This window comes from Nonomuraea sp. NPDC054003 (assembly GCF_055585125.1).
Genome location: NZ_JBVJKR010000016.1, coordinates 164628 through 182627, shown reverse-complemented (window position 1 = coordinate 182627; position 18000 = coordinate 164628). Strand labels below are relative to the sequence as shown.

At 70.1% G+C, this 18000-nt stretch carries 17 protein-coding genes; 9 read left to right on the top strand and 8 right to left on the bottom strand.

Annotated features, from left to right (window positions below; translation table 11 throughout):
* Positions 1-99: 99 nt before the first annotated feature.
* Genes murJ through ACZ6YG_RS35590 form a run of 3 tightly spaced genes read right to left on the bottom strand, consistent with a single transcriptional unit; the run spans position 100 to position 4423 of the window.
* Positions 100-1707 carry a murein biosynthesis integral membrane protein MurJ gene (murJ, locus tag ACZ6YG_RS35600; protein ID WP_466020408.1) on the bottom strand — a complete coding sequence of 536 codons (1608 nt, stop codon included), beginning with the start codon at positions 1705-1707 and terminating at the stop codon, positions 100-102.
* The gene (locus ACZ6YG_RS35595; protein ID WP_466020407.1) at positions 1704-3851 is read right to left on the bottom strand and encodes a DUF6049 family protein; all 2148 of its coding nucleotides are present in this window, start codon (positions 3849-3851) and stop codon (positions 1704-1706) included. The genes murJ and ACZ6YG_RS35595 overlap by 4 nt, the downstream gene beginning before the upstream one ends.
* A 47-nt stretch (positions 3852-3898) precedes the next feature.
* Positions 3899-4423, bottom strand: coding sequence for an aminoacyl-tRNA deacylase (locus tag ACZ6YG_RS35590; RefSeq protein ID WP_148035948.1), 525 nt, complete (start codon positions 4421-4423; stop codon positions 3899-3901).
* A 146-nt stretch (positions 4424-4569) separates the two neighbouring features.
* Between ACZ6YG_RS35590 and ACZ6YG_RS35585 the strand changes: the two genes are divergently transcribed.
* Positions 4570-5973, top strand: coding sequence for a CCA tRNA nucleotidyltransferase (locus ACZ6YG_RS35585; protein WP_466020406.1), 1404 nt, complete (start codon positions 4570-4572; stop codon positions 5971-5973).
* Here the strand turns inward: ACZ6YG_RS35585 and ACZ6YG_RS35580 are convergent.
* A complete protein-coding gene (locus tag ACZ6YG_RS35580; protein ID WP_466020405.1) occupies positions 5963-7249 on the bottom strand; it encodes an MFS transporter in 1287 nt (428 codons plus the stop codon). The genes ACZ6YG_RS35585 and ACZ6YG_RS35580 overlap by 11 nt on opposite strands.
* A gap of 107 nt (positions 7250-7356) precedes the next feature.
* Here ACZ6YG_RS35580 and idi point away from each other — a divergent pair, with 107 nt between their 5' ends.
* Positions 7357-7953 (top strand): isopentenyl-diphosphate Delta-isomerase, encoded by a 597-nt coding sequence (gene idi, locus ACZ6YG_RS35575; protein WP_148035951.1) that lies wholly within the window; start codon positions 7357-7359, stop codon positions 7951-7953.
* A gap of 49 nt (positions 7954-8002) precedes the next feature.
* Here the strand turns inward: idi and ACZ6YG_RS35570 are convergent, their stop codons facing one another.
* Together ACZ6YG_RS35570 and ACZ6YG_RS35565 are read right to left on the bottom strand one after the other, a co-directional pair.
* Entirely contained in the window at positions 8003-9082 is a 1080-nt protein-coding gene (locus tag ACZ6YG_RS35570) for an inositol-3-phosphate synthase (protein WP_148035952.1), read from the bottom strand.
* Between the two features lie 13 nt (positions 9083-9095).
* Positions 9096-9683, bottom strand: coding sequence for a PadR family transcriptional regulator (locus ACZ6YG_RS35565; protein ID WP_148035953.1), 588 nt, complete (start codon positions 9681-9683; stop codon positions 9096-9098).
* Positions 9684-9816: 133 nt separating this feature from the next.
* On the opposite strand from ACZ6YG_RS35565, the gene ACZ6YG_RS35560 reads away from it, so the two are divergent.
* The 4 genes from ACZ6YG_RS35560 to ACZ6YG_RS35545 all read left to right on the top strand — a co-directional run bounded on the left by ACZ6YG_RS35560 (position 9817) and on the right by ACZ6YG_RS35545 (position 15403).
* Positions 9817-10203, top strand: coding sequence for a DUF5318 family protein (locus ACZ6YG_RS35560; protein WP_466020404.1), 387 nt, complete (start codon positions 9817-9819; stop codon positions 10201-10203).
* Positions 10204-10356: 153 nt separating this feature from the next.
* Positions 10357-13020, top strand: coding sequence for a transglycosylase domain-containing protein (locus tag ACZ6YG_RS35555; protein WP_466020403.1), 2664 nt, complete (start codon positions 10357-10359; stop codon positions 13018-13020).
* Positions 13017-14342 carry a glycosyltransferase family 87 protein gene (locus ACZ6YG_RS35550; RefSeq protein ID WP_466020402.1) on the top strand — a complete coding sequence of 442 codons (1326 nt, stop codon included), beginning with the start codon at positions 13017-13019 and terminating at the stop codon, positions 14340-14342. Before ACZ6YG_RS35555 ends, ACZ6YG_RS35550 begins: the two co-directional genes overlap by 4 nt.
* Positions 14339-15403 (top strand): mannosyltransferase family protein, encoded by a 1065-nt coding sequence (locus tag ACZ6YG_RS35545; protein WP_466020401.1) that lies wholly within the window; start codon positions 14339-14341, stop codon positions 15401-15403. Before ACZ6YG_RS35550 ends, ACZ6YG_RS35545 begins: the two co-directional genes overlap by 4 nt.
* A gap of 63 nt (positions 15404-15466) precedes the next feature.
* Here ACZ6YG_RS35545 and ACZ6YG_RS35540 read toward each other — a convergent pair whose 3' ends face one another.
* Positions 15467-16210, bottom strand: coding sequence for a deoxyribonuclease IV (locus ACZ6YG_RS35540; RefSeq protein WP_219549791.1), 744 nt, complete (start codon positions 16208-16210; stop codon positions 15467-15469).
* A gap of 72 nt (positions 16211-16282) precedes the next feature.
* On the opposite strand from ACZ6YG_RS35540, the gene ACZ6YG_RS35535 reads away from it, so the two are divergent.
* Positions 16283-16462, top strand: coding sequence for a hypothetical protein (locus ACZ6YG_RS35535; RefSeq protein WP_148035958.1), 180 nt, complete (start codon positions 16283-16285; stop codon positions 16460-16462).
* Positions 16463-16506: 44 nt separating this feature from the next.
* Here the strand turns inward: ACZ6YG_RS35535 and ACZ6YG_RS35530 are convergent, their stop codons facing one another.
* Entirely contained in the window at positions 16507-16818 is a 312-nt protein-coding gene (locus ACZ6YG_RS35530) for a hypothetical protein (protein ID WP_271279306.1), read from the bottom strand.
* Positions 16819-17009: 191 nt separating this feature from the next.
* On the opposite strand from ACZ6YG_RS35530, the gene rpsF reads away from it, so the two are divergent.
* Entirely contained in the window at positions 17010-17300 is a 291-nt protein-coding gene (rpsF, locus tag ACZ6YG_RS35525) for a 30S ribosomal protein S6 (protein WP_148035960.1), read from the top strand.
* A gap of 93 nt (positions 17301-17393) precedes the next feature.
* Positions 17394-17954 (top strand): single-stranded DNA-binding protein, encoded by a 561-nt coding sequence (locus ACZ6YG_RS35520; RefSeq protein ID WP_148035961.1) that lies wholly within the window; start codon positions 17394-17396, stop codon positions 17952-17954.
* The last annotated feature ends 46 nt before the right edge of the window (positions 17955-18000 follow it).

Below are 18000 nucleotides of genomic sequence, written 5' to 3'. Positions count from 1 at the left end.
AGGCACGCTATGCCGGATGGATCCGCCCACGCCCCTCCTGCTTCCATTCGCGCGTGTCGGCACCATGCTAGTGCCCGAGCCGGTTGCTCCCCGCGCTCTTTAGCGGCGTACCCGCCCGGCGACCATCCCAACGACCGAGCTGACCTCGGGAATGCGCGCGCGGTGGGCGACCCACAGGTAAAGGATCATCCCGAGCCCGCCGCCGACGGCCAAAGTGATCACCGAGTCGAGGAAGCCGGGCATCCCGAAGATCTCCTGCATGCTCCACACCGTGGCCAGGGCCAGCACCGCCGTGGGCAGGGCGGCGAGATACATCCTGGTCATCGACATGCAGACCTGCCAGCCGCCCAGCCCGCCGACCCGGCGGGAGGCCAGCACCCAGGCCAGCAGCGCGCCGAGCGCGTAGGCGATCGCGTAGGCCAGGGCCAGCCCCATGACCGCGTAGCGGGCCGGCAACAGGTTGTAGAGCAGCACCATCAGCGCGGCGTTGACCGCGGTGGTGCCGGCGCCGACGAAGACGGGCGTGCGGGTGTCGCCGAAGCTGTAGAAGACCCGCAACAGCAGCTGGAAGACCGCGAACGGCACCAGCGCGAGGCCGTAGACCTGCAGCACGTTGCCGATGTAGACGGCGTTGGCGACGGTGTTGGCGCCGTGGCCGTAGAGCGGCACGGCGATCGCCGGCCCGAGCACCATGAGCAGCAGCGACACCGGCACCATCACCGCCCCGATGAGCCGCACGCTGGAGCCGAACTCGGACCGCACCTGGTCGAAGCGCCCTTCGGCCACGGCCCGGCTCATCCTGGGCAGCATCGCGGTGATCACCGAGACGCCGACGACCCCGTACGGAAGCTGGAAGAGCTGGAAGGCCAGGGTGTACGGGGAGACGCCGTGACCGCTGACCACGTCGCCGGCCGCGCTGGCGAGGTTGGTGGTGAGCAGGAACCCGAGCTGCGTGACGACCACGTAGCCGATGGTCCAGACGCCCATCTTGGCCATCTCGCCGAGGCGGGCGTTGCGCAGGTCGAAGCGGGCGACGAAGCGGAACCCGGCCCGCTTCAGCGCGATCACCAGCACCGTCGCCTGGGCCACGATGCCGGCCGTGGTGCCGAGGCCGAGCAGGGCCAGCTCGCCGTTGGTGACGGCGTCGACGTCGGAACCGTTGGAGACGATGATCGCGTAGGCGACCATGACGCAGATGACGACCAGGTTGTTGACCACCGGCGCCCACATCGGGGCGGCGAACCGGTCACGGGTGTTGAGGATCGCCCCGGCCACCGCGCCGATGCCGAAGAAGGCGAGCTGCGGCAGGATGAACTGGGCCAGCCGCACCGCCACCTCGAACTTGCGCTCCCCGCGGTCCCAGTCGGTGTAGAGGTCGATGATCATCGGGGCGGCCAGCACCGCCAGCGCGGCCACGACGATGAGCGCGATGGTGGCGAGCGTCAGCAACCGCTGCTCGTAGGCGCGGCCGCCGTCGGCGTCGCGCTGCTGGGCCTTGACGATCATCGGCACCACGACGCTGCTGAGCACGCCGAGCAGCAGCAGGTCGAGGATGCTGTAGGGGATGGCGTAGGCGACGTTGTAGGCGTCGCCCAGCGCGGCCGTGCCGATGGCGTAGGCCAGCACCATGGTGCGGACGAACCCGGTGACGCGCGAAACCATCGTGCCGGCGGCCATGATGGCGCTGGCACGCAGCAGGCGGCTCATATGGCCTCACTCTCACGTGTCCGGGCGGCCCGTGCGACCCGCCGCTGCGACCTGCGCCGGAGTATCCGGGTGACCACCGCCGCCAGCATGACGGTCAGCGCGCCGCCCACGATGACCAGCGCGATGCCGGTGTAGCCGGTGGTGCGCACGATCAGTTTGACCGGCTCGCCGTAGGCCCGGCCGTCGGCGGTGCGCAGCTGGACGGTCACCGAGGCGTCGCCGCCGCCGGAGGAGGTCACGGTCATGGGGATCTGGACGGTGCCGCTCTGCTCGCCGTCGATCTGCAGCGGCTCCAGCTGCGGGAGATGGGTTTCGAGCAGGCCCGGGTCGTCGGACTTGACGTCGACGTACAGCGAGACGGGGGTGCTCAGCTCGTTCTTCACGCTGATCGGGACCTCGCCGTCGCTGCCCGCGAGGGTGCGCGGCTGGTCGGGGCCGGCGCCGGTGATCGACACCTTCCCGATGCGGTCCTTGACCGCCTCGCTCACCTGCTCGGTGACGGCGCGCCCGGCCTTGGTGTCGCCGCGCCAGGCGGAGGAGGCGAGCCTGAGCACCGCGGCGTCGAAGGACGACTGCTGCTGGCCGGTGACCTCCGCGGCCAGCTGGGCCTGCGCGGCGACCTCGCGGACCGGCTCCAGGTACTTGCCGCTGAGCTCCTGCTTGCGGTCGCGGTCGGAGTAGGTCAGCCCGGCGCGCGGGACCCGGTCGCGGGGCACCTTGATCGAGTCGAGCGGGGTGAGCGACAGCCACGGCAGCTTGTCCGCGGTCTTCAGCAGCGTCGAGACGAGCGTCGGGCTGGGGTTCCAGCGCCGGGACGGGGCCATGACGAGGGAGCGCGCGCGGGTCTGGCCCGGCTCGACGGAGATCATCGCGGTCTCGGCGATGAACCGCTGCCTGCTCAGCAGGATCGCGCCGCGGGTGCCGGGGGTGGGTTCGAGCACGTGGCTCAGCTCGGCGTCGGCCACCAGCGCGGTGACGGGGCCCATGACGGTGTCGAGCGTGGTGGCGGCGTCGGGGGTGACGGCGGGGAGCACGGTCGCCGCGGAGGCGGCCTGCTGGGTCGGCAGGCTGGCCGGGTCGAGCAGGACCTTGCCGACCCGGGTGGCGCCGGGCGCGCCGACGGCGAGCAGGTCGAGCGCGTCGGCGTCGAGCATGCCGCCGACCGGCCAGTAGGTCGAGGTCGACACGTCGCTCTTGATGAGCGCGGCCTTCTTCGCGGCCAGCTCCAGCGCGCGCCCCGGCTGCCGGTCGAGGCCCCGGTGGGCCAGCGCGGTCACGTCGGGGTCGGCGTACGGGGTGGCGATGACGGGATTGTCGGCCAGCGCCGCGCGCATCCCGACGAGCCACTGGGAGGCCGCGGCGTCGGCGGGCCGCTCCTCGGGCTTGCCGTCGCCGGTCTTGACCCGGAACGGCTTGGTCATGGCCTGGACGTCGTCGAAGAGCGCCGGGTCGACGACCCAGGTCACGCTGGAGGGCGCGATCTCGGCGATGCGCGCCAGGTCGGCCAGCCGGCCCTTGCCGGTGAGCTCGGCGCCCAGCTCGTCGTCGACGAACGTGCCGTCGTCGGACCGGCGCGGCTGGTCGATCACGGGCAGCACGAGCGCCAGCCGGTTGCGCACCGGCTGCTGCTGGCCGGTCGCGGGCGCGTACGTGAGGAAGGTGCGCTGGGAGGCGAGCTGCACGGCGTCCCACTGCACCACCTCGACGGCGAGCGGGTAGGCGCCGAACGAGGTCAGCCCGAACTGCGCGGGCGTCATGGTCAGCTCGAAGTCCTGGGAGGCGCTGGCGGCCAGCTCGGAGATGACCATGCTCGACTGGGTCGAGACGTTGGGCGGCTGGGTGGCCGTCGTGGTGTCGTCGGCGTAGGCGGCCATCGCGGCCCGGTCGGCGAAGCGCTGGGAGGAGTAGCGCACCCTGACCCGCAGGCCCGGCGTGGCGACGGAGCCGCTGTTGCGCACCGTGCCGGTGATCTTGATCTCGGTCGCCCGCTCGGTGGCGTAATCGGGCGTGACGGAGGTGAGGGTCAGGTCGATGCCCTGCCGCGCGGCGGCGCTCGCGGCAGCCGCGCCCGGCGCCGCCGCCACCGTGGAGGGGACGAGCAGCGCGGCCGAGAGCACGGCGAGCAGCGTGGCCTTCCGGATCACGCCTGCGCCCTGGCTGGATTACGACACACGCCCGCAATGGTACGGGCTCAGTGCCCCGGCGCGACCGCCTCCAGGCTTCCCCGGGGCTGCGGCACCCGGAGGTCGACGGTCTTCCCCGACACGAGTGTGAGCAGGTCGAGGGCGCGCATGCTGAGGACCGCGTGGCGTTCGCCGGTGGCGGAGAAGACCGGCTCGGTGTCGGCGCTCAGGCGGTCGTCGATGAACAGCGGCAGCTCTTCGGGCAGCAGCAGCGGGCCGACCAGCCCGGCCGCGTAGTCCGTGGCCCTGTTGACGACGTGCGCGCGCGCGAGGCGTACCGTACGGACACCGAGCAGGCCGCCGACGGCGGCCGGTCCCGGGGGAGTGGCGAGAGGGTGGACGACGGCGACGACGAACTCGCGCCCTATCCTCGGAGCGACCTCGAACACCGTGACCGTCACGCACCTCTCGGGCGCGGCGGAGATCGTCCCGGGAAGCTCGTCCGCGCAAGTGATGGGGCGCGGAAGGCGTACGATCTCATGGTGGACCTGGTGTGCGAGGAGCCAGCGGTGGATCGCGAGGGCGTCCTTCATGAGACCTCCTTGCCTCGTTCCATCGCGCCGTCGGTCCCCTGACCGAAGGTAACCCGGACCCGGTGTGGCTCGGGGGATATGTTCCGGAATCGAAGGACCTACCCAGCTTGTCCGACTCAAATCTGACCGAAACGCAGCAGCGGGCCATGCGTGACCTGTTCCGCAAGATCGCCCCCGTGGCCGACGAGCTCGGCCGCGTGTTCGCCGAGCACGGCCACGAGCTGGCCCTGGTCGGCGGCCCCGTGCGCGACCTCTTGCTCGGCCGTGTCGGCAAGGACCTCGACCTGACCACCGACGCGCGGCCCGAACGGGTGCTCGACATCGTGCGCGACTGGGCCGACTCCGTCTGGACGATCGGCATCGACTTCGGCACGGTCGGGTTGCGCAAAGGCGGCTGGCTGATCGAGATCACGACCTACCGCAGCGAGAGCTACGACCCCAAGTCGCGCAAACCCGAGGTCATGTACGGCGACACCCTGGACGCCGACCTGGAGCGCCGCGACTTCGCCGTCAACGCGATGGCGATACGGCTGCCCTCCAACGAGTTCGTCGACCCCTACGGCGGCCTGCCCGACCTGGCCGCCAAACGGCTGCGCACCCCCGGCCCGCCGGAGCGCTCCTTCGGCGACGACCCGCTGCGCATGCTCCGCGCCGCCAGGTTCGCCTCGCAGCTCGGCTTCACCGTCGACCAGGCGGCGGTGACCGCGATGACGGAGATGGCCGGGCGCATCGAGATCGTCTCGGCCGAGCGGATCCGCGACGAGCTCGACAAGCTGGTCTGCGGCGTCCACCCGCGCGACGGCCTGCGCCTGCTCGTCGACACCGGCCTGGCCGCCCACGTGCTGCCCGAGCTGCCCAAGCTGCGCCTGGAGATCGACGAGCACCACCGCCACAAGGACGTCTACGAGCACAGCCTGACCGTGCTCGACCAGGCGATCGCCCAGGAGGACGACGGCCAGCCCGACCGCATCCTGCGCTGGGCCGCGCTCCTGCACGACATCGGCAAGCCCAAGACCAGGCGTCACGAGCCCGGCGGCCGGGTGTCGTTCCACCACCACGAGGTCGTGGGCGCGCAGATGACGAAGAAGCGGATGACCGAGCTGCGCTTCCCCAAGGACGTCGTCGCCGACGTGTCGCGGCTGGTGGAGCTCCACCTGCGCTTCCACGGCTACGGCACCGGCGAGTGGACCGACAGCGCGGTGCGCCGCTACGTGCGCGACGCCGGCCACCTGCTGACCCGCCTCCACAAGCTGACCAGGGCCGACTGCACCACGCGCAACAAGCGCAAGGCGGCCGCCCTGTCGCGCACCTACGACCAGCTGGAGGAGCGCATCTCCCGGCTGGCCGAGGAGGAGGAGCTGGCCAAGATCCGCCCCGAGCTCGACGGCAACGAGATCCAGCGGGTGCTCGGCGTCGGCCCGGGGCCGGTGGTGGGCAAGGCCTACAAGTTCCTGCTCGACCTGCGGCTCGACAAAGGCGTGCTGGGCAAGGAGGAGGCCACGGCCGCGCTGCGCGACTGGGCCGAGGCCAACGACGTCGTCACGGGCTGACCGTCTCGCGCGTCCGGGTGATCATCCGGTAGGCCAGCGCGCTCGCCAGGTAGCCGGCCGTGATGATCACCACGGCGGCGTACGACTTGCCGTCGGGCGGCAGGATGGCCGCCGACAGGGCCGCCGCGAGCACGTACATGCCGTTGAAGAGCATGTCGTAGACGGAGAACGCGCGACCGAGATAGACGTCGTCGAGGTCGCGCTGCACGGTCGTGTCGGCGCAGATCTTGACGCTCTGCCCGGCCAGGCCGAGCACGAACCCGGCCACCGGGAGCCCCCACTCCTGGAAAGGCACCACGAGCACGCCAGCGAGCACCCCCGCGGACGTCAGCGCGATCGGCACCCACCGGGTGATGGTGAACCACTCGGTCGCGTACGGGGTGATGATCACGGCGAGGAAGTAGCCGACGCCGGAGGTGGCCACCACGAGGCTGACCCCGTTCAGCGCCGCCTCCGGATCGCCGTCGGTGAAGTAGTAGCGGTAGAGGATGATCCCCAGCGCGGTCGCCATGCCGTAGAAGAACCGGTGCGCGGCCATCGCGCCCATCGTGGCGGCGGCGACCCGGTGTCCGACCAGGTGGCGGGCGCCGTCGGCGAGCCCGGCCACCACGTTGCGCAGCGCCTCGCGCGTCTGCGGCCGGTCCGGGTCGTGGGAGGGGCCGAGCAGCGAGCGCTCCATCGTGCGCGCGATCAGCGCGCTGAGCCCGAACACCACGCCGGAGGTCGCCAGCAGCCACGCCACCCCCGTGTCGCCCATGCCGAACAGCTCGCGCAGCAGGAACCCGGCACCCACGCCGACGAAGGTGACGACGGTCCCGGAGGTCGGGGTGACCGCGTTGGCGGCCATCAGCTGGTCTCTCGGCACCACGTGCGGCAGCGAGGCCCCCAGCGCCGCCAGGAAGAACCGGTTGACGCCCAGCACGGCGAGCGCCGCCATGTAGAAGACCGGGTCGGGCACGTCGGCCGCCACCAGGGCGGCCGCCCCGAGCAGCAGCGCGCCGCGCACGATCGGCGCGATCATCAGGATCTGCCGCCGCGACCAGCGGTCGATGAACACCCCGACGAACGGCCCGAGCACGCTGTAAGGCAACAGCAGCACCGCCAGACCGGCCGCGACGCCCAGGGCGGTGGTCTGGCTCTCCGGGTTGAAGAAGGCGAACCCGAGTACGCCGAACTGGAAGATCCCGTCGGAGAACTGGGAGACCAGTCTCGTGCCGAAAAGCCGCCGGAAATCCCGGCCTCGGAGGACCACGCGCAGATCGGCGACGAATGACACCCCGTCAGCCTAGCCCTGAGCCTGTGATGCGCGGGGACACAAGAGGTTGGCGCATCAGGTGGGCGAACGGGTTCAGGGGAAGCACGTGATCACATACGCTTCATAGCGTGACGACTGTGGAACACGTGGTACTCGTTGACGGCTCCGGCCACGCGCTCGGCACCGCGCCCAAGCTGTCCGTGCACGGCCGGGAGACTCCGCTGCACCTGGCCTTCTCCAGCTACGCCTTCGACCGCGACGGCCGCGTGCTGCTGACCAGGCGCGCCGGCCACAAGCTCACCTGGCCGGGGGTGTGGACCAACAGCTGCTGCGGCCACCCGCTGCCGGGCGAGCGGCTCGACCAGGCGGTCCTGCGCCGGCTCTCCTTCGAGCTGGGCCTGTCCGTCGAGCGGGCCGACCTGGTGCTGCCCGGCTTCTCCTACCGCGCGGTCATGGGCAACGGCATCGTCGAGCACGAGCTGTGCCCCGTCTACCGCGTGCTGGTCGACGGCTCCGCCAGCCCCAACCCCGACGAGGTGGGGGAGACGAGGTGGATGCCGTGGCCCGAGTTCGCCGAGGGCGTGCTCAGCGAGCTGATCTCCATCTCGCCGTGGTGCCGCGAGCAGATGCCGCTGCTGTCGGCGCTCGGCCCCGACCCGCTCCAGTGGCCGACGGCCTCGGAGGACGAGCTGCCGCCCGCCGCGCGCCAGCCGTACGCCCCCTAGAAACGCGCCGCGGCGCCGCACGTGCCGTGCGGCGCCGCGAAGACCGGGGTCAGCGCTCGACCTCGCCGCGGATGAACTTCTCCACCTGCTCGCGGGCCTCGTCGTCGGAGTACTGCACGGGCGGCGACTTCATGAAGTACGAAGAAGCGCTCAGGATCGGGCCCCCGATGCCGCGGTCGAGGGCGATCTTGGCCGCGCGCACGGCGTCGATGATGATGCCGGCCGAGTTGGGAGAGTCCCAGACCTCGAGCTTGTACTCCAGGTTGAGCGGCGTGTCGCCGAACGAGCGGCCTTCGAGTCGCACGTAGGCCCACTTGCGGTCGTCGAGCCACGGCACGTGGTCGGACGGCCCGATGTGCACGTCGGCCTTGGCCATCTCGTGCGGGATCTGCGAGGTCACCGACTGCGTCTTGGAGATCTTCTTCGACTGGAGGCGCTTGCGCTCCAGCATGTTCATGAAGTCCATGTTGCCGCCGAAGTTGAGCTGGTAGGTGCGCAGCAGCTCGACCCCGCGGTCCTCGAACAGCTTGGCCATGACGCGGTGCGTGATGGTGGCGCCGACCTGCGACTTGATGTCGTCGCCGACGATCGGCACGCCCGCCTCGGTGAACTTCTCCGCCCACTCGGGGTCGGAGGCGATGAAGACGGGCAGCGCGTTGACGAAGCCCACCCCCGCCTCGATGGCGCACTGCGCGTAGAACCGGGCGGCGTCCTCGGAGCCCACGGGCAGATAGGAGACGAGCACGTCGACCCGGTTGTCGCGGAGCACCTGGACCACGTCGGCGGGAGTCTCGTCGGACTCCTCGATGATCTCGCTGTAGAACTCGCCCAGGCCGTCGTAGGTGTGGCCGCGCTGGACGATCACCCCCGTCGGAGGCACATCAGTGATCTTGATCGTGTTGTTCTCGCTGGCGACGATCGCCTCCGACAGGTCGCGACCGACCTTCTTGGCGTCCACGTCGAAGGCCGCGACGAACTCGACGTCGCCCACGTGGTAGTCGCCGAACTTCACGTGCATCAAGCCCGGCACGCGCGCGGCCGGGTCGGCGTCCCTGTAGTAGTGAACGCCCTGGACCAGTGACGCCGCGCAGTTGCCGACACCGACAATGGCCACGCGAACCGAACCCATCGCACTCGCTCCCTTACTCATCACTTGATGTGGTGTCTGTTGCCGGGCCCCGCTCTGAGGCCCGTCTTTCCGTGGCGATCAGCTCGTTGAGCCAGCGCACCTCGCGCTCGACGGACTCGAGCCCGTGACGCTGGAGTTCGAGGGTGTAGCTGTCGAGCCGCTCCCTGGTGCGGGCCAGGGCGGTGCGCACGCTGTCGAGGCGCTCCTCCAGCCGGCTGCGCCGGCCTTCGAGGATGCGCAGGCGGACTTCGGCCTCGGTGTGGCGGAAGAACGCGAAGTGGACGCCGAAGCTCTCGTCCTCCCAGGCCGACGGGCCGGCCTGGGTGAGCAGCTCCTGCAGTCGCTCCTTGCCCTCCGCCGTGAGCTTGTAGACGATCTTCGATCGGCCGCCCACGATCGTGGCCTGGGCCGGTTGCTCCTCCGCGATGAGCCCCTGCTCCAGCAGAGAGCGCAGGCAGGGATACAGCGACCCGTAGGAGAACGCGCGGAACATGCCGAGTAGCGTGTTGAGCCGTTTGCGCAGCTCGTAGCCGTGAAGCGGCGTCTCGTGCAGCGACCCGAGCACGGCCAGTTCCAGCACCCTGCGTTGCCCGCCGGCCATGGGAACCGCCCTCCTCTCGCGTCGATGTATCGAGCCGATACATCCAGAGGATACGTCGCGCCGCTATATCGAGCAATTGACGACTTCCCCAAGTCGTTGGGATCAATCGGAAAAAAGCCGTAGTCTGGCGCCCATGTGGTCACAGCGAAGGGTGGTGGACTACGGGCTCGCCAAGCGGGCGGTCGTCCACGCCGTGCGCGCGGGGCGGACTTCGCCCGGCGACGTCTGCGACGCACAGCCGTACCTCCTCCGGGCGGCCCGCCACTTCGGCGAGCCGACCGATCGCCTCTGCCCGATGTGCGAGCGGGAGAACGTCACCAACGTGACCTATGTGTACGGGGACTCGCTCGGACGCCATGCCGGTCAGGCAAAGGTGACCTCAGACCTGACCGAGATGGCTCATGATTACGACGAGTTCCGGGTGTACGTGGTCGAGGTCTGCCAAGGTTGTTCCTGGAATCACCTGACGGTCTCGTTCGTCCTCGGGAACGGGCCGCCGGGCCTCGTCGGCCGGAGCTAGGGCAAACGGCCGCACGACAGAACCGAGGACGGCGAGGAGTCACGCCCCAATCCGCCGTGCTATCCGACGACGATGCGAGGACGCGTGAGTTACAGCAGCAACGAAGGGACGGCCCGCCCGGGGAGGCGCCGCCGCTCCGGCTCAACTCGTTCCGTGCCCCAGGAGCCGCCGCCGCAAACCGGCGAGTCCAGCTGGGGCGGGCCGCCCGCCCGTCGTCCCGAGGCCGCGTACGAGCAGACCGGCGCGATGGCCGCGCAGCCGTACAACGACCCGCCCACCCGCGCCAACCCGCGCTCGGCGCCGCCCGCCCAGCCGGGCGTGCCCGGCGTCCCCGGTCAGCAGCCCAGCCGCCAGCCGAGCCCTCAGCCCGGCCCTCAGCCGGGTCAGCCCGGTCAGCAGCCGGGGGCTCCCGGCCAGCCCGGTCGCAGGCGCGCGGCCGGTTCCCGCCGCCGGGCTCCCGAGCAGGAGACCCGGGCCCGCAGCAACCAGGAGACGATGGTCAGCGACGCGCCCAGGCGCGCGCGCAGGAGCGGCGGCGGGCCCGGCGGCCCGTCGGAGCCGCCGGACGGCCCGCCGAAGGGCGGCGGCGACCGCCCCAAGTGGCGCAAGTTCCTGCCGAGCTGGAAGCTCGTCGTGGCCAGCTTCGTGGTGCTGTCCGCGGGCGTCTTCGGCATGATCGCGGTCGCGTACGCCAACACTCCCGTCCCCACCCAGGACCAGGTCCAGGACGGTGTGGAGGACCAGGAGAGCATCATCGTCGACCGGCACGGCACGGAGCTGGCCAGGCTCGGCACCAAGCGCATCCCGGTCACCTACGACCAGGTGCCGCGCGCGGTGCAGGACGCGGTCATCGCCGCCGAGAACGACACCTTCCGGGATGACTCCGGCATCTCCTTCAGCGGCATGGTCCGCTCCCTTTACAGCACGGTCAGCGGCCAGCAGGTGCAGGGCGCGTCCACCATCACCCAGCAGATGGCCCGCGCCTACTACGACGGCCTCTCCCAGGAGCGCACCATCCAGCGGAAGGTCAAGGAGATCTTCGTCGCGGTCAAGCTGAGCGACAAGATCTCCAAGGAGCAGATCCTGGAGCAGTACCTCAACACCATCTACTTCGGCCGCGGCGCCCACGGCATCGGCGCGGCAGCCGAGGCGTTCTTCGGCAAGAAGGTGGAGAAGCTCACACCCGAGCAGGGCGCCTACCTCGCCGGCCGCATCCAGAACCCGGACCGCTTCGACCGCGAGGAGAAGGCGGGCAACCTCGCCCCGACCGAGGAGCGCTACGACTACGCGCTCGGGCAGATGGCCAAGCTCGACCCGCAGGCGTACGGCGCACTCCCGGCCAAGTCGCCCACGGCTCCCAAGCGGACCAAGTACAAGCCGAAGAACCCGTTCAACGGCATCAAGGGCTACATGGTCCAGGTGGTCCTGGACGAGCTGGAGTCGCTGGACATCCCCAGGGAGGACGTCGAGAAGGGCGGCTACAGGATCAAGTCGTCGCTCGACCTCAAGCTCATGCGCGCCGCCAAGGCCGCGGTGGACAAGCACACCGGCAGCCTCGACCCGGAGATCAACACCACCCTGGCGGCCGTCGACCCGCGCAACGGGCAGGTCCTCGCCTTCTACGGCGGCGCCGACTACGCCAAGGACCAGTGGATCGACGCCTTCCAGTCGCAGAAGCAGGCCGCGTCGGCGTTCAAGCCGTACGTGCTGGCCGCCTGGCTGGACGCCGGCTACAGCCTGCGCAGCTACGTGCCCACCAAGGGCCCGGTCAAGCTGCCCGGCACCACCCCGATCGACAACGACCACGCGTTCAAGGCCCCGGGCGTCGACGTGGTGAGCGCCACGGCCAGCTCCGTCAACACCGCCTACGCCAAGATGGGGGAGAAGGTCGGCCTTGACAAGGTCATCGACATCGCGAGCAAGTCGGGCCTCAGCAAGAAGCGGCTCGAGGCCGCCATGGAGCAGCACCACTACCTGATCACCATCGGCAGCGGCACGGTGTCGGCGGTGGAGCAGGCGGGCGGCTACTCGATCTTCGCCAACCAGGGCAGGCACTACGACAACCACGTCGTCATCGAGGTGAAGGACAAGCACGGCGACACCGTGCTCACCGAGAAGAAGAGCTACGCCCAGGTCATCTCGCCGGAGGCCGCCGCCGACGCCGTCATCGCGCTGGAGGCCGTGGTCAAGCAGGGCACCGGCCGCAACGCCGCGCTCTACGACCGCCCGGTGGCCGGCAAGACCGGCACCAACAACGAGAACAAGGAAGCCTGGTTCGTCGGGTTCACGCCGCAGGTGTCGACCGCGGTCGGCATGTTCAGGCAGCAGTGCCGTACCGACAGCGGCAAGGTCGTCAAGCCGGTGAACGACAACTGCCCCTGGGCCCGCGGCAAGAGCAAGAAGTACACCATGGAGAACCCGTACTCCAGGCCGTACGAGATCCCGCTGGGCTCCGGGTTCCAGGGCGCCACCTACCCCGCGTCGATCTGGAAGACGTTCATGACCGAGGCCACCAAGGGCCAGAAGGTCGTGCCGTTCCCCGAGCGGGCCGACACCGGTGTCACCGAGGACCTCGTGCCCAAGCCGACCCCGACCCCGACGCCCACGGAGGACTCGCTGGAGCTCGACACCGGCGACCCGTTCGACAACGACCAGCAGGGCACCGAGCAGGACTGCGTCATCGGGCCGTGCTCCGACGACGACGGCAACGTGTCGGTCGACCCCAACCAGGACGACGAGATCCCGGTGGACGACGGCTTCATGGGCGGGAGCAGGAACGCACCGGACTCCCCGCCGGGCAGGCGCGAAGAACGGTGACGGCGATACTGAGGCGCGGCCCGTCCATGGCGCGGGTCGTGCCGTATCTCCCCCTGGGGCTGTTCGCGGTCCTGGGGGCGACGCTCGCGTACGTGATGCGGCTGCCGTGCCGCAACGGCGGCTGGAACGACCAGACCGCCACGTACACCAACTTCTGCTACACCGACATCTACCCGCTCTACTTCGACCGGCAGCTCGCGACCCAGAACCCCTACTTCGCCGACGTCCCGTTCGACAAGCACGTCGAGTACCCCGTGGTGCTCGGCGAGGTGATGCAGGTCATCGCCTGGATCGTGCGGTGGCTGGAGCAGGACGTCGTGGCGCAGGCGGTGCGCTTCTACGACATCACGGTCGTGCTGATGGGCCTCTGCCTGGTGGCCGGCGTGCTGCTGATGGCCGCCGCCGCCGGGCCGACCCGCCGCTGGGACGCCGTCTGGTACGCGCTCGCGCCCGCGGTCGTGCTGGCCGCCTACATCAACTGGGACCTCGTCGCCGGCGCGCTGTCCATGGGCATGCTCCTGGCCTGGGCGCGCAAGCGGCAGGTGCTGGCCGGCGTGCTGCTGGGGCTGGCCATCGCCACGAAGTTCTACCCGCTGATGTTCGTGGGGGCGTTGTTCCTGCTCACCTGGCGTACGGGGCGATGGCGGCCGTTCCTGGTCACCATGGGCTACGCCGCCGGCGTGTGGCTCGCGGTCAACCTGCCCTTCATGGTCTTCGCCTGGGACGGCTGGCGCCGGTTCTACGTCTTCTCCCAGGAGCGTGGCGTCGACTGGGGATCGCCGTGGCTGTTCTTCCACAACAAGGGCTGGCCGATCCTTGGCGAGACCGACGTCAGCACGCTCGGCATGGTGTCGCTGGCGCTGCTCTGCCTGGGCATCGCGGTGCTCACGCTGACCTCGCCGCGCCGGCCCCGGCTGGCGCAGATCTGCTTCCTGGCGCTGGCCGCGTTCATGATGACGAACAAGGTATGGTCGCCGCAGTTCGTGCTGTGGCTGGTGCCGCTCGCGGTGCTCGCCAGGCCGAACTGGAAGCCGCTGGCGCTGTGGCAGGTGGCCGAGGTCTGGTACTTCTTCGCGATCTGGCTCTACCTGCTCAACCAGGCGCCGCTCTCCCGGACCGACCTGGGCATCGGGGACGACACGTACTTCACCGCCGTGTGGGGACGGGCCATCACCATCGGGATCATGATGGCGTTCGTGGTACGCGACATCCTGCGCCCGGACAAGGACCTGGTGCGCCAGGGAGGTGTGGACGACCAGATCGGCGGGGTGTTCGACGAGGCGCCTGACCGGTTCACGCTGCGGAGCCTCGCCTTCCGATGATCACCCGCTCGGCCGGCGGGGACGCGCTGCTGATCTGGTTCGGCTCGCGGATCGGCCTGCTCGTGACGACGCTGCTGGGCGTGTCGCTGCACGAGTATCTCGGCCGGTGGGAGCGGTGGGACGCGCACCTGTTCGTCACCATCGCGCGCTTCGGCTACGACGGTGACCCGGCCCGGCCGGCCGACGGCGGGCTGCCCGCCTTCTTCCCCGGCCTGCCGGCGGCGCTGCGCCTGGTGCACCTGGTGGTGCCCGACTGGTCGGCGGCCGGGCTGATCGTCTCGCTCTTCGCCGGGGCGGTGGCCATGGTGGCGCTGGCCAGGCTGGCCGAGCACGAGGGCGCGCAGGGCTGGATGGCGGTGCTGGGGCTGGTGCTCTTCCCCGCCGCCGTGTTCCTGAGCGCCGGCTACAGCGAGTCGTTGTTCCTGGCCTTCGCGATCCCCGCCTGGCTGGCCGCCAGGCAGGGCCGCTGGCCGGCGGCCGCGGCCCTCGCCGCCGGCGCCTCGTGCGTACGCATCACCGGGCTGTTCCTGGCCGCGGCGCTGATCGCGGAGTTCGCCCTGAGCAGGGCCCCGCTGCGCCGCGCGCCCTGGCTGGCCGTGCCGTTCCTGCCGCTGGCCGGCTACTCCTTCTACCACTACACCCGTACCGGCGACTGGCTGGCGTGGAAGCACGCGCAGGAGGCCGGCTGGGGGCGCGAGATGGTGTGGCCCTGGGACGCCTGGGCGGTCACCTGGAACAACGCGATGGGCGGCGGCGACATGGCGCCGGCCTTCCGGATGGAGATCGCCGGCGCCGTGGTGGCGGTGATCGGGCTGATCTGGTTGCTGGTGCTGCGCAGGTGGAGCGAGGCCGTCTACACGGGGCTGCAGGCGGCCGCGCTCATGACCTCGGCGTACTACCTGTCGGTGCCGCGCTCGCTGCTGCTGTGGTTTCCGCTCTGGGTGGCGCTGGCCCTGCTCGCCACCAGGAGACGGTGGGTGATCGTGGCGTACGCGCTGGTCTCGGGGCCGCTGATGGTGCTGAACACGGCCCGGTTCCTGGAAGGCGCCTGGGCGGGCTGATCTCTATACCCGTTAGACGGCATCGGTAATCCAGGGAAGTTATCCACAGGTTGTGTACATCGTCTACAGATTCTTCCTCAGGAACGCGATGTCGTCCGCCTGGCCCTCCGCCGGAGTCTCCACCACGACCGGGGCCCCGGCCATCCGGCACACCTCCAGGATCAGCTCCGGGTCGATCCGCCCGTTGCCGATGTTGGCGTGACGGTCGGCGCCCGAGCCGAAGTCGTCGCGCGAGTCGTTGCAGTGGACCAGGTCGATCCGGCCGGTGATCGCCTTGACCCGGTCGACCAGCCCGAGCAGCTCCTCGCCGCCCGCGTGCGCGTGGCACGTGTCGAGGCAGAACCCGACGTCGAAGCCGTCGAGCGCGTCCCACAGCCGGGCGATGCTCTCCAGCCTGCGGGCCATCGCGTTGTCGCCGCCCGCGGTGTTCTCGATCAGCACCGGGATCGGGCACTCCATGCGCTCGAACACCTTGCGCCAGTTGTCGAAGCCGACCTGCGGGTCCTCGTCCTTGCCGAGGTGGCCGCCGTGCACGATCAGGCCCTTGGCGCCGATGCTCGCCGCCGCCTCCAGGTGCTGGGCGAGGAGCTTGCGGCTGGGGATCCTGATCCGGTTGTTGGTCGTGGCGACGTTGACCAGATAGGGGGCGTGGATGTAGATGTCGACGCCCTCGACCGGCTGGGCGGGCAGCACGGGCTTCTTGTAGCCCTGGGGGTTGCCGAGGAAGAACTGCACGACCTCGGCGCCGACGGCCTCGGCGTGGGCCGTGATGTCGTCCTGGTGGACGTGAGCTCCGATGCGCACCATGTCATGGAGCCTATCCGTTTGACTGACCTGCGGCGGGGCAGTCGGCTTGCACCCCCTACCCGAGGAGACGATATGACCCGCTGGCGCTGGCGGTCGTTGATCCTGCTCGTCTACGTGATCATCGGCATCTACGTGGCGTGGGTGTACGACTACATCACCCCGGCCGTCCTGAGGGACGTCGCCGAGGCGCTGCTCGCCATCTTCCTCTGGTTCCTGGTCCTGCTCGGCGTGGACCTGCACATCGGAGGATGACCGATATCACCGAACGGCCCCGGCTCCGGCCCGGGCCGTTCGCTTTACGGAAGGTAGCCGCCGCCCGCGATGCCGAGCGCGACGCCGACGAACGCGGACACCATGCCGACGATGTTGAGCGAACGCTGCGGCGTGGTCACCGAGACGTACTGCGAGTAGAAGCCGATGCCGAGGCCGAGCGTGCCCGCCCAGGAAGCGACGACGTGCCCGCCAGGGAAGAACAGGGATACGAAGGCGACGAGCCCGCACACCACCGCGGCCACGGCGAGGGTGTTCTCCACCGGATGCCGGCGGCCGTCGGTGTTGAGCGTGAGCCGGAACCGCTCGGTCTGGGCGGGCTGGAGGAAGTGTGGCACTGCGGAGCACCTCCTTGGCTTTCTGACAGGCTTTCCCATCAGCGGGCTGCTGGTAACCTGGTCAGGCTGCGTTGTGATGGGAGACCCGTCACCCCGGAGCGCCGAAGGGGGCGTCCGGGTCAGACGTCAGCGTCCTCCTGTCACGGCAGAGCGTCGTGACCGCAACAGTCCAGAGGAGGTAGGAGTCCCGCATGCGTCGTTACGAAGTAATGGTCATTCTGGACCCTTCGCTCGATGAGCGCACCGTGGCACCGTCCCTCGACCAGTTCCTCACCGTGGTCCGCAACGACGGCGGCACCGTGGAGAAGGTCGACGTCTGGGGCCGTCGCCGTCTCGCCTACGACATCGACAAGAAGTCCGAAGGCATCTACGCCGTCATCGACCTGTCCGCCGAGCCGGCCACGGTCAAGGAGCTCGACCGGCAGATGAACCTCAACGAGGGCATTCTGCGCACCAAGGTCCTGCGTCCGGACAACCACTGAAGGAGCCGCTCGTAGCCCGGCTTTTTGTCGGGCCGCGACCGTAGTCTGAGCCGTAATCCCAAGCGAAGACGTGCAGGAAGGCGAGCGCAAGCCATGGCAGCAGGCGACACCGTAATCACCCTCGTCGGCAACCTCGTCGACGACCCCGAGCTGCGCTTCACCCCGACGGGGCAAGCGGTGGCCCGGTTCCGCATCGCGTCCACTCCGCGCTTTATGGACCGCCAGACCAACGAGTGGAAGGACGGCGAGAGCCTCTTCCTCACCTGCAACGTGTGGCGCCAGGCGGCGGAGAACGCCGCCGAGAGCCTCCAGCGCGGGATGCGGGTCATCGTCCAGGGGCGGCTCAAGCAGCGCTCCTACGAGACCAAGGAAGGCGAGAAGCGCACCGTCTACGAGGTCGAGGTCGACGAGGTCGGCCCGTCCCTGCGCAACGCCACCGCCAAGGTCAACCGCACCTCCCGGCAGGGTGGCGGCGGCGGCTTCGGCGGCGGCCCGGCCGACGACCCCTGGGCGTCCGCCACGCCCGCCCCGCCCCAGGGCGGCGGCTTCGGCGGTGGCGGCGGCTACCAGGGCGGCGGCCAGCAGCAGGGCGGCGGGTCCTCCTCCGGCGGCTTCGGCGGCGGTGGCGACTTCAGCGACGAACCGCCTTTCTAACCCACCAGAAATCCAGTCCGAGTCCATTCCCGCTTCTGACAGCGGG

Bases quoted from the DNA above. Each gene is read 5' to 3' on its own strand.
- murJ (WP_466020408.1), bottom strand. From the start codon at position 1,707: ATGAGCCGCCTGCTGCGTGCCAGCGCCATCATGGCCGCCGGCACGATG.
- ACZ6YG_RS35590 (WP_148035948.1), bottom strand. From the start codon at position 4,423: ATGAAGGACGCCCTCGCGATCCACCGCTGGCTCCTCGCACACCAGGTC.
- ACZ6YG_RS35585 (WP_466020406.1), top strand. From the start codon at position 4,570: ATGCGTGACCTGTTCCGCAAGATCGCCCCCGTGGCCGACGAGCTCGGC.
- ACZ6YG_RS35570 (WP_148035952.1), bottom strand. From the start codon at position 9,082: ATGGGTTCGGTTCGCGTGGCCATTGTCGGTGTCGGCAACTGCGCGGCG.
- ACZ6YG_RS35565 (WP_148035953.1), bottom strand. From the start codon at position 9,683: ATGGCCGGCGGGCAACGCAGGGTGCTGGAACTGGCCGTGCTCGGGTCG.
- ACZ6YG_RS35560 (WP_466020404.1), top strand. From the start codon at position 9,817: ATGTGGTCACAGCGAAGGGTGGTGGACTACGGGCTCGCCAAGCGGGCG.
- ACZ6YG_RS35545 (WP_466020401.1), top strand. From the start codon at position 14,339: ATGATCACCCGCTCGGCCGGCGGGGACGCGCTGCTGATCTGGTTCGGC.
- ACZ6YG_RS35540 (WP_219549791.1), bottom strand. From the start codon at position 16,210: ATGGTGCGCATCGGAGCTCACGTCCACCAGGACGACATCACGGCCCAC.
- ACZ6YG_RS35535 (WP_148035958.1), top strand. From the start codon at position 16,283: ATGACCCGCTGGCGCTGGCGGTCGTTGATCCTGCTCGTCTACGTGATC.
- rpsF (WP_148035960.1), top strand. From the start codon at position 17,010: ATGCGTCGTTACGAAGTAATGGTCATTCTGGACCCTTCGCTCGATGAG.
- ACZ6YG_RS35520 (WP_148035961.1), top strand. From the start codon at position 17,394: ATGGCAGCAGGCGACACCGTAATCACCCTCGTCGGCAACCTCGTCGAC.